Origin of the sequence: Actinacidiphila guanduensis (genome assembly GCF_900103985.1) — a bacterium.
In the GTDB taxonomy this organism is placed as follows: domain Bacteria; phylum Actinomycetota; class Actinomycetes; order Streptomycetales; family Streptomycetaceae; genus Actinacidiphila; species Actinacidiphila guanduensis.
Window position 1 is genome coordinate 176924 of sequence record NZ_FNIE01000014.1, and the last position, 13844, is coordinate 190767.

Genomic DNA, 13844 nt, shown 5'->3' on the forward strand with positions numbered 1-13844 from the left:
TGAAATGTCCGTTTTTCTGTGATGGCATGGCACCATCGCATGTGTGATCCGGGTAACGGGACGGGAGCACCTGATGGATGATCCCATCACGTCACCGAGCGGTTCCGACGAGACCGACCTGTCAGCGCTCAGCCACGCCCTAGGAGAGGCGGCGAGCGGTGCGCACGGTCGGAACGGAGCCGGCGGCGGCGCTGGTGGCGCGGGGCCGGCCGGGGGCGGGCCGCTCGACGCCCACGGCGACTCCGAGCAGATCCTCGGCGCCGTGACGGTCGACCGGGACCTGCGGATCATCAGCGCCAACCTGGACGCGCCCTGCTTCGACGGCCTGACCGCGCTGCCGGGCGAGCCGTTCGCGGCCCTGCTGCCGCACGCCGACGTCCCGGCGGTCACCCACCGCATGCGGCGGGTGCTGGAGACCGGCGTGCCGCACGTGGCCCGGGTGCAGCGACTCCCGAAAGCGGACAAGTCCGACCTCGTGGTGTCGCTGAGCATCCTGCCCTCGGCACCGCCGGAGGACGGGCTGACCATCTCGTTCATCGACATGGCCCGCCGGCTGCACCTGTACGCGGCCGCCACCTCGATCGGCACCACGCTGGACGTCGGCGAGACCGCCCGCGCGCTGGCCGCCTCGCTGCTGCCGTGGGGCGACGTGGCGGCGGTGTCGCTGGACTACGACGTGTGGACCGGCGAGCACATCGAGGACCGGGCGCGGCTGCGGCGGGCCGCCCTCGCCCCGGACCGGGCCTGGCCGGAGGGCTTCCTGACCACCGGCCGCAACCTGCCGGAGGAGGCCGCGGTCTTCCTCGGCCGCACCCGGCGGCACGACCGGTACGGCGCCTTCGTCCTGCCGGACCGGGAGGCGATAGAGAAGGCGCTCGGCAACGACCCGCGGCTGATCCGTGCCCTGGTGCCCGACGACGGGCCGCTGACGGTGGCGTGCGTGCCTCTGGTGGTGGAGGACGCCGCCGGGGACGACGAGGGGCCCATCGTGCTCGGTGTGGCCGAGGTGTGGCGCCGCCCCGGCGGGCCGCAGGGGCCCTTCGGCGAGGACCTGATCGACATCAAGGAGCTGGTCGTCAAGACCGCCAAGCACGTCGACAACGCCCGCCGCCACCAGCGCGAGCACACCCAGGTGCTGGCGTTGCAGCGCCGCCTGCTGCCGCCGCTGCCGTCCGGCACGATCGAGGTCGCGCACGCCTATGAGCCGACCACGCCGGACAGCGCGGGCGTCGGCGGAGACTGGGTGTCGAGCTTCCCGCTGGCCGGCGGCGGCACCGCGCTGGTCGTCGGGGACGTGGTGGGCCACGGGCTGGGCGCGGCGGCCTCGATGGGCCAGCTGTCGATGGAGGCGCGGGCGCACCTGTCGGCGGGGCTGCCGCCGGACCAGGTGCTCGCCCGGCTGGACGAGACCGTGGCGCTGCTGGACGAGTCGGAGACCGGCTTCGCGGCCGGCTACAGCGCGCTGAACAGCACCTGCTGCGTGGTCTGCTACGACCCGGTGGACCACCTGTGCACGATGTGCAACGCGGGGAACCTGCCGCCGATCCTGGTGCACCCGGACGGGCGGGCCGAGCTGGTGGCGCCGCCGGCCCACTCGGGCCTGGGCACCACGTTCGCCACCCGCGAGCCCTTCACCGTCCACGAGTTCACCGCCGAGCCGGGCTCGCTGCTCGCCCTCTACACCGACGGCCTGGTCGAGGACCCCTCGCGGACGATAGACGAGGGCATCGGCGCGCTGATGCGCGCGGTGGCCCGGATAGCCCCGGGCGACAACCTCACCGAGGCCGTCCGCCACGCGGTGGCCGAGCTGACCCCCGAGCGGCCCCTGCTGCGCGACGACGTGACGCTGATGGTGGCCCGCATGCACGGCCGCCCCGAGCACGACGCGGCCACGCTCGCGGTCCCCTCCGCCGATTTCGGCGCGGTCTCCCGGGCCCGGGACCTGACCGTCCGGCGGCTGTCCGAGTGGGGCCTGGTCGACCGGGTGCACGAGGCGTCGCTGGTGGTCAGCGAGCTGGTGACGAACGCGCTGCGGCACGGCGGCCCCGATGTCACGCTGCGGCTGATCAGGACCGACACCCGGCGGGTGGTGTGCGAGGTGCGCGACCACGGCAACGGCCGCCCGTGGCTGCACCGCGTGGACCCGCTGGGCGAGGGCGGCCGCGGCCTGCTCCTGGTCCACAAGCTCAGCACCCGCTGGGGCGTGCGGTGGGGCGCGGAGGGGGCGAAGACGACATGGGCGGAGATCGCGGCGTGAGCCCGCGGCGCACGGGGACGGCGCGGGGCTCCCGGGCTCCCGGGGGAGGCTTCCCCCGGCCCGTACCGGTGGCCGTCGAGGCGGGCGCCTGCCACCGCACGGAGGCTCCCCTGGACCGGCACCGCAGATCGGACCAGCCGCACCGGCTGAGCGACCACCGCCACGGAGACCGGCCCGGCGGCACGGCCCCAGCGACCGGCGTCACGGAGCCGCGCCGGGGACCAGCCTGAGGCCCGGTGTCGAAGAACGGTGCCGGGCAGCGGCCCAGTGGCAGACCGCCGTCGGGAACCAGCACCGGAAACCGGTCCGAGGGACCGCCCTACAGCCACTCCCCTTCGAGGGCGGTCGCGGTGAGGCCGGGGGCGGCCGCGTAGAGCACCGTGCGGGAGCCGGGCGCGGGGGCGGTGCGGTGGGCGCGGGCGAGGATGTCGAAGACGGCGGCGCCGCCGCGGTTGCCGGTGGCGTAGCTGTCCCAGCTGTGGGCGAGCAGCCCGTCCGGCCAGGAGTCCGGCATGGTCTGCTTCATGTATTCGAGGACGCGGGTGCCGCCGGGGTGGGCGAGCAGCAGGTCGGGGTGCCAGGCCTCCTCGGGGTGGCGGCGGCGCAGCCACTCCCACATCGCGAGGACGGTGCGCTGCACGGCCCGCGGGCCGGAGCGGTCCATGACGAAGTGCACGCCGTCGGCGCGGGTGTGCAGCCGGTGCAGGTCGCTGGTGTCGTGCAGGGTGTGGTGCCAGGAGGCGTCCAGCCGCAGCGCGGCCCCCGGGCGGGGCCGCCCGGTGACGACGGCGGCGACCGCGGTGTCGGCGAAGAGCAGCCGCGTGATCAGCGACTCAAGGGTGTCGTCCAGCGGCTGGTAGGTGGTGCTCAGCGCCTCGGAGACGACGACGAGGACGGTGCGGTCGGGGTCGGCGGCGACCAGGTCGGCGGCCAGGGCGAGCGAGCGGGTGCCGGCGATGCAGGCCCACTGGCTGGCGGGCAGTAGCAGGACGTCGTCGCGCAGCGGCAGCCGGTTGGCGAGGGAGACGTCCAGGCCGGGCAGCGCGGGGGTGGTGGAATGGCTGGTGATCAGGCAGTCCACGTCGGCGGCGGTGATCCCGGCGTCCGCCAGCGCGCGGCGGGCGGCCCGCTCCCCGTACTCCTGCACGGCGGTCCACGCGGGCCCGTTGCGCTCCTCGATCGTCCGGGGGCCGGGCACGCTGTGCAGGGCGCCCACGATGCGGTCGATGTCGGCCTTGCCGAAGTCCTCGGCGGCCAGCGCGGCGCGTGCGGCGGCCTCGTCGGGCGCGCGCAGCCCGCCGTCGGCCAGCGCGGACTGCTCCGCGAGCGGCCGCATCCAGTGCCGGACGGTGATGCCGGTGCTCGCGGCTATGCCGTCGATCCGGGAGAGCCAGGGCGCACTCGGGTGCCGCACCCGTACGTCCTTGAGGATGTCCTCGGTGGTGACGGCGAACTCGCCCGCGACGACGGCCGGCGGAAACACGTAGGCAGGCACGGGGCCCTCCTCAAAACGACGGTGGTGGACGTCCGTGTGACGGCGGGGGACCCATGGCTCCGCGGCCGCTCTTGCATTGTGTCCCACGAGAACACCAATCGGCGTGAAAAGTGACAGAACTGACACGCCACCTCTTTTGCTGATCTTCCGCCCTTGCTCGTTTCCGGGCGCGATCCGAGCCGCAGGCTCACGGGCATCCCCCCGGGGAAGCGGTCGGGCCCGGGGCGTGCACTCGCGGGCACCCTTGTGTCCGGGGCCGGGCTTGACCCTGACGTGCGGGGCAGGGCTTACGGTCCCCCCGTCCCGCGGCCGCTGCCGCCGCCCCCAACTCCCCTGCTGGAGTCCGCACATGACGCTGCCGCCGTCCCTGCCCGCCCTGTCGCGCGAGGTGCGTCTCGTCGCCCGCCCCCGGGCCCTGCCCGCGCCCGAGCACTTCGCCGTGGCCGAGGTGCCGCTGCAGGGCCCCGCACCCGGCCACGTCCTGGTCAGGAACCGCTACTTCCTCGTCTTCCCCGGCCTGCGCACGCTGATGGGCGAGGAGAGCGCCGGGGTGCCGCTGCCGCCGCTGCGCCCGGGCGACACCGTGTTCGGTCCCGCGGTGGGCGAGGTGGTGGTGGCGCCGCCGGGCGGCCAACTGCGCGCCGGGGACCGGGTGATGCACCTGCGCGGCTGGCGGGAGTACGCCGAGGTGGCCGCCGGGGAGTGCGTGCCGCTCGGCGGCGAACTTCCCGAAGTGGCGTACCTCAACCAGGGCGTGGCCGCGTACGGCGCGCTGACCCGGCTGGCCGCCGTACGGACCGGCGATGTGGTCCTGGTCACGGGGGCCGCCGGCGCGGTGGGCTCGATGGCCGGGCAGATCGCGCGACTGCTGGGCGCGGGGCGGGTGATCGGGACGACGGGTTCGCCGCGCAAGGCCGAGCGGCTGACCGGGGAACTCGGCTACGACGCCGTCGTCCTGCGCGGCTCGGGCTCCTTCGCGGACCGGCTGACCGAGGCGGCACCCGACGGCATCGACGTCCTGCTCGACACCGTGGCGGGCGAACAGCTGACCGCCGCGGTCGCCGCGGCCCGGCCGGGCGCCCGTTTCGCCCTGGTCGGCGCCCTGTCGGGCCAGCTCTCCGCCCGGCGCGCGGGCGGCAGCGCCCCCACCACGCTCGACGCGTACCGCCTCGTCATCCAGGGCGTCTCCCTGCGCGGCTACCGCGGCACGGACCACCCCGACGTCCCCGCCGAATGGACCCGCCACCTCGCCACCTGGCTCCGCACGAAGGCGATCACTTTCCCCCACACCCTGATCCCGGGCCTCACCGACGCCCCTCAGGCGCTCCAAGACCTCCTCAAGGGCGCCCACTTCGGCCCGGTGATCGTCCAACTGCCGTAAGGATCGCGGACGCTGGGAAGCCTGCTGGTCCGCACCGAGAAGGTCTTGGGGCGCCGCGAGATGACGTGGAGCCCTGCCCCGGGCGTAACTTGGGGCCTCGGGGAGCGGGGAGGGGATCGTGCGGATCGGTGAGGCGGCTGCCGCGGCGGGGACGACGGCCAGGGCGCTGCGGTACTACGAGCAGCGCGGGCTGCTCGCGGCGCCGGCGCGGTCGGCGTCCGGGCAACGCGAGTACGGGGAGGGCGAGGTGGCCCGCGTGCGGGTCATCCGCGACATGCTCGCGCTGGGCTTCACGGTCACGGACCTGTGCTCCTGCGCCGACCGGCTCCACCTGCTGGAGCGGGATCCCGCCCCCCGCTGCGGCTCCGTCGATCCCGCGGACCCCGCCTCCGGCGTGGTGGGCCGTCGCCTTGCCGCCCTGGACGCCGAGATCACCCGGCTGACCGCCCTGCGCGAGAACCTCGCCCGCCGCGCCTCGGGCGAGCCCGCGGACCGCACGGCGGCGCCGTAACCGTACGGGGCGGGCCGGCACCGCGCCGGCGCGGCCGACGTACGGACCCCGCTGCAACCGCGACGCGGAACCCAGCGGCCCGTACCGTTCGCCTCTGCCGTCCTGCCCGCTCTCACCGGCCTGCGGGCATGCCGGTGGCGGATACGGGGGCGGCGAGGTGGGCGTCGAAGAAGGCGCCGAGGGCCGAAGCGGCCTGGTCGACGTAGCGCGGCACGTCGTACAGGTCGTAGTGGCCGGCGCCTTCCACGACCCGCAGGCTCTTGTCGCAATCGGCCCGCCGGAACAGCTCGTATCCGTCGCGGTAGGACCCGAAGCTGCCGACCCGGTCGCCCACGACGACCTGTAGGGGCTGGGTCAGCAGCTCCTCGACCAGGTGGAAGGCGTCGAAGGCGATCACCGGGGCGACGCTGACGAACCGCAATCGGTTGGCCGAGCGCGGGTGCTCACCGCGGGGTGTGCGGTAGTAGTCCACTGCTTCGAGCACATCGGCGTCGGTGATTCCGGCCGCGCGTGCCTCCTCGGGGCTGTCGGGGACCCATGGGCGGATCCCGGGCTGTCCGCCGCGGGCCTCGATCGTGCGCTGCCGGCCGACCTCCTCCAGCAGCCGTACCGTGTTCTCGCGGCTGCCCGCGCCCTCTCGCCGGGCCCGGCCGATGCTGATCGGCGCCACCACGCCCACCGCGGCGATGCGATGGTCGGTCATGGCCGCGTTGACCGCGTATCCCCCACCCGCGCAGACGCCCAGCACGCCGATCCGCTCCTCGTCGACGTACCCGAGCGTGGTCAGATGGTCGACCGCGCACCGGATGTCCTCCACCCGCGAGGCGGGCTCCTCCAGGTGGCGGGGCTCACCGCCGCTCTCCCCCTGGTAGGAGGCGTCGAAGGCGAGGGCGACGTACCCGCGCCGCGCCATCTCGGCCGCGTACAGCCCCGCGGTCTGCTCCTTGACGCCGTTCCCGGGATGGACGCAGACGACGGCGGCGTAGGTCCCGGCCGGATCGAAGCCGGCAGGCAGGTGGAGGATGCCGGCGATCTCAAGGTGCCGGTTGGGGAAGGTGATCGTTTCCATGCCTTCATCCTGATCACCGGCCACGGGACTTTGAATGCTTGCCCGTGCCCCGTTGTTGTTCGAGAATCCCACCATGGCGCGTGACCCCGTCTCCGAAGTGCTCGATCTTGTCGACGCGCGCTGCGTGATCACCGGCGGTCTGCGGGCGGGCGGGCAGTGGTGGCACCGCTCGCGACCCGGCGCGGCGGTCAAGATCGACGCCGTGGTGAGCGGCTCGTGCCGGCTGATCGCCGACGATCGGGCGCCCCTGCTACTCGGCCCGGGGGACGCCGCCGTGCTCTGCGGCGTCGACACCGCCGTCCTGTGCAGCGATCCGGGCCCGGACCCCCAAGCGGGCCCTCACATGGATCAGGAGCCGACGCGGGAGACGGGCTTCTTCTCGCGCATCGGCGCGGGCGAGCCCGAGGTGGTCGTCATCGGCGGACACGTCGAGCTCGACCCGGCGTCGGCGGACCTGTTCACGTCGGCGCTTCCGCCCGTCCTCCACGCACCGGCCGCGGACGCCGAAGCGGCCGGGATGCGGCGCCTGCTGGAGCGGATCGTCGAGGAGAACGACACCGACCGCGCCGGGGCCCGCTTCGCCGCCGACCAGTACGCCCAGCTCCTGCTCCTCGAAGCACTCCGCACCGTGCTGCGGCACGAAGCGGCCGCCCCGCCCGGCTGGCTGCGCCTGCTGACGGACCCCCGGCTGCGCCCCGCGGTCCGCCTCATGCACGCCGATCCCGGCCGCGCCTGGCAGCTTCCCGAACTCGCCGCCGCCGCGCACATGTCCCGCAGCCACTTCGCCCGCCGGTTCGCGCACGTGTCGGGGCAACCGCCCCTGACGTACCTGTCCCACTGGCGCGTCCGGCTCGCCCAACGCGCCCTGCGGACGTCCGACACCACCGTCGCGGCACTGGCACAGCAGCTCGGCTACGCATCCGAGAGCTCGTTCAGCCACGCCTTCACCCGCGTGACCGGCACCTCCCCGTCCCGCTACCGGCGCGGCGCCGCACCTCGGAACGGTCCCCGACCCGGTGGCCCGCCCCAGGACTGAAACCGAGCTGCCCGGCGCCCGTGCGCACGGCGGACACGGCCGGGGAAGCCGTGACGAGCCGCCCGGCACCGCCTCGTCCCCACCCGCAACGCCGCTCCAATACCCCCGGCCGATCTGCCCGTTCGGATCCGGAGACCGTGCACTTTTGGTCTGCGTGGCTCAACTCCGCTCCCCTGCTGCCCCTGCCAACTGGCAGGGTGGCCGTACAAAGTCCACACCCGCGTGAGCGGCCCGCGCCCCACCCGAGGTGGGGAGCGGCACACGGGTGACGTCAACTGCCGCCTGGAGTACGTGTGTCCACATCCGTCACCCCGTCCGTGCCGGCCCGGCGGCGCTCGCGTGCCTGGCTCGGCGTCCTCGCGACCGCCGCCGGCTCGCTCGCCCTGGCGGCCGGGCCCGCGCACGCCGCCGCTCCCGCCGGCCACCACCCGGCGCCCCAGGGGCCGTTGGCCTGCGGACGGGCCGGGTGGGTGGACGGCTACAGCGACGCGCTGGACAAGACGTCCGCCTACGGGCTCGGCGTCGGCGACCTGTCCGCGCTGACGTGGGACGCCCGCCGGGGCGCGTACGCGGCGATCGTCGACCACGCCACCGGCGAGCAGGCGCGGTTGTGGTTCATCGCCGACCCCGCGAAGCCGCGCATCACCGGCACCCTGGTGCTGCGCAAGCCGGACGGCACCCCGTACGACGACACCGACTTCGACGGCGAGGGCCTGGCCGTCCTGCCCGACGGCGACTACCTGGTCAGTTCCGAAGTCGAGCCCTCCGTACGGGTCTTCGACCGCCAGGGCGTGCAGCAGGCCGAACTGGCCGTGCCCGCCCGCTTCCGCGTCGCGCCCGCCGGCGAGGCCACCGCGAACGCCACCCTGGAGGGCCTGAGCGTCTCGCCGGACGGCCGCTACGTGTACGCCGCCATGGAGGGCGTCCTGTCCGGCGACGTGGCCCCGGGCGGCAGCGCCGACGACCGCCGCATCCTCGTCTACCGCGCCTCCGGGCGGCACGGCTACACCCTGGTCAAGGAGATCGGCTACCAGGTGGACCCGGGCAACCGCATCTCGGAGGTCGCCGCCTACGGCCGCAGCGGGCTGCTCGTCCTGGAGGCCGCCTTCATACCCGGCACCGGCAACACGATCAAGGTCTACGGCGTGCCCGACGCCCGCGGCGCCGCCGACGTGACCGCCGTGCCCGACCTCGGCACGGCCCCCGCGGGCGTCCTCGCCCGCAAGGTCCTCACCGTGGACGTCGACGCCTGCCCCTCACTCGGCGCGGTCGCCAAGGAGCCCCAGGCCAACCCGCTGATGGACAACTACGAGGGCATGGCGATCGCCCCCGGCCCGCAGCCGCTCGGCCTGGCCCAGGTGGTGCTGGTCAGCGACGACAACTCCAACGCCACCCAGACCACCCGCCTGCTCCGCCTCACCGCCCGCCTCCCCGGAGCCCGTTGACGGCTCCCGCCCCGAAACCCCGCGGCACGGCGCTTCTTTGGGGGAGTGCCGTGCCGCGGCCCTGCACCGGACCGGTCACGCGTGCCCGATGCCGGGGCGGCGAATAAGCGGTGGCCCCGCGGCCCGCGGCTCTGCCAGGGTGTCGGCCATGAACCACTGTGGCCACCTCCCCGTTCGACCGGTTCGTCCGCATCGTGCGGAGCATCACGCGGGGAGGAGAGCCGCCGCCGCGGCGGCCGGGCGCCCCCGGTCATGATCGACGCCTTCGCCGATCCCGGAACCCCCGACCACCGCTCCCCCGGCCGCTACCTGTGGTGGCTGCTGACCAGCCAGCGCCGCCGCGCCTGGGGCGGCGCGCTGCTCGGCACGGTGTGGATGATCCTCACCACCCTCACCCCGTACGTGCTCTCCCGCGCGATCGACGACGGCCTGGTGCCCGGGCGTACCGGCGCCCTCCTCGCATGGAGCGCGGCGCTGCTGTGCCTGGGCTCGTTCACCGCCTGGGTGAGCATCATGCGGCACCGCACGATGACGCGGCTGCGGATGGACGCGACCTTCCGCACGGTGAAGTCCGTGGTGGGGCAGGCGGTCCGGCTGGGCGCCGCGCTGCCGCGGCAGGCGGGCGCGGGCGAGATCGTGACCATCGGCGTCACCGACGTGCTCCAGATCAGCCAGGCGCTGACGATGACGGGGCCGGGCGTCGGCGCGGTCGCGGCCTGCCTGGTGGTGGCCGTCCAGCTGCTGGCTATCTCCCTGCCGCTGGCCGCGGTGGTGCTGGCCGGGGTGCCGGTGATCGCCCTGGTGGTGGGGCCGCTGCTGGGACGGCTGAAGGGCGCCGAGGGGGACTACCGGGAGCAGCAGGGCGGCCTGACCGCGCGGATCGGCGACCTCGCGGGCGGCCTGCGGGTGCTCAACGGCCTCGGCGGCAAGCGGCTGTTCGCCGACGCCTTCCGCGGCGACTCGCGCGCGCTGGTGGACCAGGGCTACCGGGTGGGTTCGGTGACCAGCTGGGTGCAGGCGCTCGGCATGGGCCTGCCGATGCTCTTCCTCGCGGTCGTGACCTGGCTCGCGGCCCGGCTGGCGGCCCAAGGCAGCATCAGCGTGGGCGAATTCGTGGGGGTCTACGGCTATGTGGCGGTGCTGGTGCAGCCGGTGGCGTTCTTCATCGAGTGCGGCTACGACGTGACGCGCGGCATGGTGGCAGCGAACCGCGTCGTACGGTTCCTCGCCCTCCAGCCGCCGCAACGCGAGCAGACCGCCGAAGCTCCCGCGGCGCCCTCGGCGTTGAGCGATCCGGAGTCGGGAGTCGAGGTGGCCCCAGGGCAGTTGACGGCTCTGGTGAGCGGCCGGCCCACGGAGGCGGCCGAAGTGGTGGACCGGCTGGGCGGGTTCGCCGACTCGCGGGTGCTGTGGGGCGGGGTGCCGCTCCTGGACGTCCCGGCGGCGCGGGTGCGCGAGCGGGTCCTGGTCGCCGACAACGAGGCCGACCTGTTCGCGGGCACGCTGCGCGAGGTCGTCGCCGGGGCGCGTGAGCACGGCGACGAGGAGATGGCGGCGGCCGTCGAGGCGGCCATGGCGCAGGACGTGGTCGACGCCCTGCCGGACGGGCTGGACTCGCCGATCGACGCCCAGGGCCGCAACCTGTCGGGCGGGCAGCGCCAACGCGTCCGCCTGGTACGGGCGTTGCTCGCCGACCCGGAGGTGCTGCTCGCGGTGGAACCGACGTCCGCGCTGGACGCGCACACCGAGGCGGCCGTCGCCGCGCGGCTGCGTACCGCCCGCGAGGGCCGTACGACCCTGGTCGCGGGCACCTCGCCGCTCCTGCTCGACCAGGCCGACACCGTCTACTACCTGCGGGACGGCAAGGTGGCGGCGAAGGGCCCGCACCGCACCCTGCTGCGCGAAGTCCCCGGCTACCGCGCCCTGGTGGCGCGTGAGACCGAGGAGGCGCCGCCGGATACTCCCGGGGACACCGCGCCCGGCGGGACGGCGGGACGCGGCGGCGGCACCACCGCGCCGGAGGGCACCCCGCGGGAAACTCCGCGCGGCGATGCCGCAGCGCCGGACCACGCCACCGCACCGCCGCCTGGTGCCGCCGGGATGGCGCCGCGCGAAGACGCCCCGCTCGACGACTTGTCCGAGGAAGCCGCAGGACCGGGCACCGTCCCGCGCAACGGCCCGCTGCTGCCCGACCAGAACGCCGCCGACTCGCCCCGTGGAGCCGCCCGATGAGCGGTCACCTGCCCGTCGCCGAGGGCGCCGCCACCCGCCGTGCCGCCTGGCGGCTCATCCGCGCCGACGGCCGGGCCTTCGCCCTCTCCCTGGTGCTCAACGCGCTGGCCGCCGCGGCGGGCCTGGCCGGTCCGTGGCTGGTCGGCCGGATCGTCGACGACGTGCGCGCGGGCTCCGGCACCGGCGCGGTGGACCGCCTGGCGATCGTGATCGCCCTGTGCAGCCTCGCCCAGTTCCTGCTGGCCCGCTACGCCCGTTACGTGGGGCACCGGTTCGGCGAGCGGACCCTGGCCCGTATCCGCGAGGAGTTCGTGGACCGGGCGCTGGCGCTGCCCGCCTCGGTGGTGGAGCGCGCCGGGACCGGCGACCTGACCGCGCGCGGCACCAGCGATGTCGCCGCGGTGGGCACCACGCTGCGCGACGCCGGGCCCGAAGTGCTCACCTCGCTGGTGCAGGCGGCCTTCATCCTGGGCGCGGTCTTCGTCCTCGACCCGCTGCTGGGCTGCTGCGGCCTGCTCGGCCTGGTCGGCATCAGGTTCGCCCTGCGCTGGTACCTGTCCCGGGCCCGTACCGCGTACCTTGCCGAGGGCGCGGCCAACTCCGCGCTCACCGAGGTCCTTTCGGCCACTGCGTCCGGCGCCCGCACGATCGAGGCGTTCGGGCTGCAGCAGCGGCGGGCGCGGGCGAGCCGGGAGGCGATCGAGGTCTCGCGCCGGGCGCGGATGCGCACCCTGTTCCTGCGCACCGTGTTCTTCCCGTGGGTCGAGGTCTGCTACGTGGTGCCGGTGGTGGGCGTCCTGCTGGTCGGCGGGCTGCTGCACGCGCACGGCGTGATGAGCCTGGGCGCGGTGGTCTCCGCGGCCCTGTACCTGCGGCAGTTGTCCGAGCCGCTGGACCAGGTGCTGATGTGGGTGGAGCAACTGCAGTCCAGCAGTGCCTCGTTCGCCCGCGTCGAGGGCCTGGCCGCCGCTCCCCGCACCGCGGGCGGGAGTTCGCCGGCGCCGCGGGACGACCGGATCGACGTGCGCGGAGTGCGCTACTCCTACGACGGCGGCGCACAGGTGCTGCACGGCGTGGACCTCACGGTACGGCCGGGTGAACGGCTGGCCGTGGTCGGCCCGTCGGGGGCGGGCAAGACCACGCTGAGCCGGCTGCTGGCGGGCATCGACCGCCCCGACGCCGGCTCGGTGACGGTCGGGCGGGTGCCCGTCGCGGACCTGGACCCCGAGCAGCTGCGCCGCCAGGTCGTCCTGGTCACGCAGGAGCACCACGTCTTCCTGGGCACCCTGCGCGACAACCTGCTGCTTGCCGCCCCGGACGCCGACGACGGTGAACTCCTCGCCGCGCTCGGCGCGGTCGGCGCGGAGTGGTTGGCGGCGCTGCCGGCGGGCCTGGACACCCGGCTGGGCGAGGGCGGTCACCGCACCGACGGCTCGCAGGCGCAGCAACTGGCGCTGGCCCGCGTGGTGCTGGCCGACCCGCACACCCTGGTGCTCGATGAGGCCACCGCGCTGCTCGACCCGGCGACCGCCCGGCACACCGAGCGCGCGCTCGCCCATGTGATGCGCGGCCGTACCGTCATCGCCATCGCCCACCGCCTGCACACGGCCCACGACGCGGACCGGGTGGCGGTGATGGCGCACGGCCGGCTCGCCGAAGTGGGCACCCACGAGGAGCTGGTGGCGGCGGGCGGCGCGTACGCGGCGCTGTGGGCCACCTGGCACGGCGACCGCGAGAACGCCGCTGAGCAGGTGTGAACGGTCCGGGCGGTTGTGCCGGGTGCCGGGCGGCGGGGCGCCCTCACCACGTACGATCGCCCAATGGCTGACATGACCGAGACCACGCCCGGCTGGCTGTCCGACGACGAGCTGGAGCTGACCCGCGCCCGCATGCCGATCCTCTACGTCGACGCCGTGCCGGTGCGGGTGGACGACCGCGGGGAGGTCACCCACGTCGGGCTCCTGCTGCGGATCGGCCCCGACGGCACGGTCAGCCGCACCCTGGTCTCGGGCCGGGTGCTGCACCACGAGCGGGTCCGCGACGCGCTGCTGCGGCACCTGGAGAAGGACCTCGGCCCGGTGGCGCTGCCGCACGTCCCGGCGTCCCTGCAGCCCTTCACGATCGCCGAGTACTTCCCCACCCAGGGCATCACGCCCTTCCACGACCCGCGCCAGCACGCGGTCTCGCTCGCTTATGTCGTCCCGGTGGCGGGTGACTGCCGCCCCCGGCAGGACGCCCTCGACCTGGTCTGGCTCACCCCGTCCGAGGCCGTCTCCCCCGAGCTCCAGCAGGAGATGCCGGGCGGCCAGGGCGTCCTGCTGAAGCAGGCGCTCTCCCACGTGGGGTGCCTCGGCTGACCTGCGGGAGGCGGGATTGGCCGAGCTTTCGGGAAGCAGGGTTCGCCGAACTTCGGAAGGC

10 protein-coding genes are annotated in these 13844 nt (G+C 74.8%); 8 read left to right on the forward strand and 2 right to left on the reverse strand.

Annotated features, from left to right (window positions below; translation table 11 throughout):
* Nucleotides 1-73 precede the first annotated feature (73 nt).
* Nucleotides 74-2257 carry an ATP-binding SpoIIE family protein phosphatase gene (locus BLR33_RS27570; protein ID WP_093787333.1) on the forward strand — a complete coding sequence of 728 codons (2184 nt, stop codon included), beginning with the start codon at nucleotides 74-76 and terminating at the stop codon, nucleotides 2255-2257.
* Between the two features lie 319 nt (nucleotides 2258-2576).
* Here BLR33_RS27570 and BLR33_RS27575 read toward each other — a convergent pair whose 3' ends face one another.
* Nucleotides 2577-3752 (reverse strand): beta-ketoacyl-[acyl-carrier-protein] synthase family protein, encoded by a 1176-nt coding sequence (locus BLR33_RS27575; protein WP_093787334.1) that lies wholly within the window; start codon nucleotides 3750-3752, stop codon nucleotides 2577-2579.
* A gap of 349 nt (nucleotides 3753-4101) precedes the next feature.
* Between BLR33_RS27575 and BLR33_RS27580 the strand changes: the two genes are divergently transcribed.
* Nucleotides 4102-5133 carry an MDR family NADP-dependent oxidoreductase gene (locus BLR33_RS27580; RefSeq protein WP_093787335.1) on the forward strand — a complete coding sequence of 344 codons (1032 nt, stop codon included), beginning with the start codon at nucleotides 4102-4104 and terminating at the stop codon, nucleotides 5131-5133.
* A gap of 118 nt (nucleotides 5134-5251) precedes the next feature.
* Nucleotides 5252-5644: a MerR family transcriptional regulator gene (locus BLR33_RS27585; protein WP_093787336.1), complete on the forward strand. Its 393-nt coding sequence runs from the start codon at nucleotides 5252-5254 to the stop codon at nucleotides 5642-5644.
* Nucleotides 5645-5756: 112 nt separating this feature from the next.
* On the opposite strand, the gene BLR33_RS27590 is transcribed toward BLR33_RS27585, so the two are convergent.
* Nucleotides 5757-6713: an alpha/beta hydrolase gene (locus tag BLR33_RS27590; protein ID WP_093787337.1), complete on the reverse strand. Its 957-nt coding sequence runs from the start codon at nucleotides 6711-6713 to the stop codon at nucleotides 5757-5759.
* A gap of 73 nt (nucleotides 6714-6786) precedes the next feature.
* Here BLR33_RS27590 and BLR33_RS27595 point away from each other — a divergent pair, with 73 nt between their 5' ends.
* From BLR33_RS27595 to BLR33_RS27615, 5 genes are all read left to right on the forward strand, one after another.
* Nucleotides 6787-7749, forward strand: coding sequence for an AraC family transcriptional regulator (locus BLR33_RS27595; RefSeq protein ID WP_093787338.1), 963 nt, complete (start codon nucleotides 6787-6789; stop codon nucleotides 7747-7749).
* A gap of 293 nt (nucleotides 7750-8042) precedes the next feature.
* Entirely contained in the window at nucleotides 8043-9194 is a 1152-nt protein-coding gene (locus BLR33_RS27600) for an esterase-like activity of phytase family protein (RefSeq protein ID WP_093787339.1), read from the forward strand.
* 252 nt (nucleotides 9195-9446) lie between these two features.
* On the forward strand, nucleotides 9447-11426 hold the full coding sequence (locus BLR33_RS27605; protein ID WP_093787340.1) for an ABC transporter transmembrane domain-containing protein: 1980 nt from the start codon (nucleotides 9447-9449) through the stop codon (nucleotides 11424-11426).
* Nucleotides 11423-13183, forward strand: a complete 1761-nt coding sequence (locus tag BLR33_RS27610) for an ABC transporter ATP-binding protein (protein WP_093787341.1) — start codon at nucleotides 11423-11425, stop codon at nucleotides 13181-13183. Before BLR33_RS27605 ends, BLR33_RS27610 begins: the two co-directional genes overlap by 4 nt.
* Before the next feature lie 72 nt (nucleotides 13184-13255).
* The gene (locus BLR33_RS27615; protein WP_176930545.1) at nucleotides 13256-13783 is read left to right on the forward strand and encodes an NUDIX hydrolase family protein; all 528 of its coding nucleotides are present in this window, start codon (nucleotides 13256-13258) and stop codon (nucleotides 13781-13783) included.
* The last annotated feature ends 61 nt before the right edge of the window (nucleotides 13784-13844 follow it).

What these genes read in the sequence shown, in the direction of transcription:
- BLR33_RS27570 (WP_093787333.1), top strand. Translation starts at nt 74, where the DNA reads ATGGATGATCCCATCACGTCACCGAGCGGTTCCGACGAGACCGACCTG.
- BLR33_RS27580 (WP_093787335.1), top strand. Translation starts at nt 4,102, where the DNA reads ATGACGCTGCCGCCGTCCCTGCCCGCCCTGTCGCGCGAGGTGCGTCTC.
- BLR33_RS27590 (WP_093787337.1), bottom strand. Translation starts at nt 6,713, where the DNA reads ATGGAAACGATCACCTTCCCCAACCGGCACCTTGAGATCGCCGGCATC.
- BLR33_RS27595 (WP_093787338.1), top strand. Translation starts at nt 6,787, where the DNA reads ATGGCGCGTGACCCCGTCTCCGAAGTGCTCGATCTTGTCGACGCGCGC.
- BLR33_RS27605 (WP_093787340.1), top strand. Translation starts at nt 9,447, where the DNA reads ATGATCGACGCCTTCGCCGATCCCGGAACCCCCGACCACCGCTCCCCC.
- BLR33_RS27610 (WP_093787341.1), top strand. Translation starts at nt 11,423, where the DNA reads ATGAGCGGTCACCTGCCCGTCGCCGAGGGCGCCGCCACCCGCCGTGCC.
- BLR33_RS27615 (WP_176930545.1), top strand. Translation starts at nt 13,256, where the DNA reads ATGACCGAGACCACGCCCGGCTGGCTGTCCGACGACGAGCTGGAGCTG.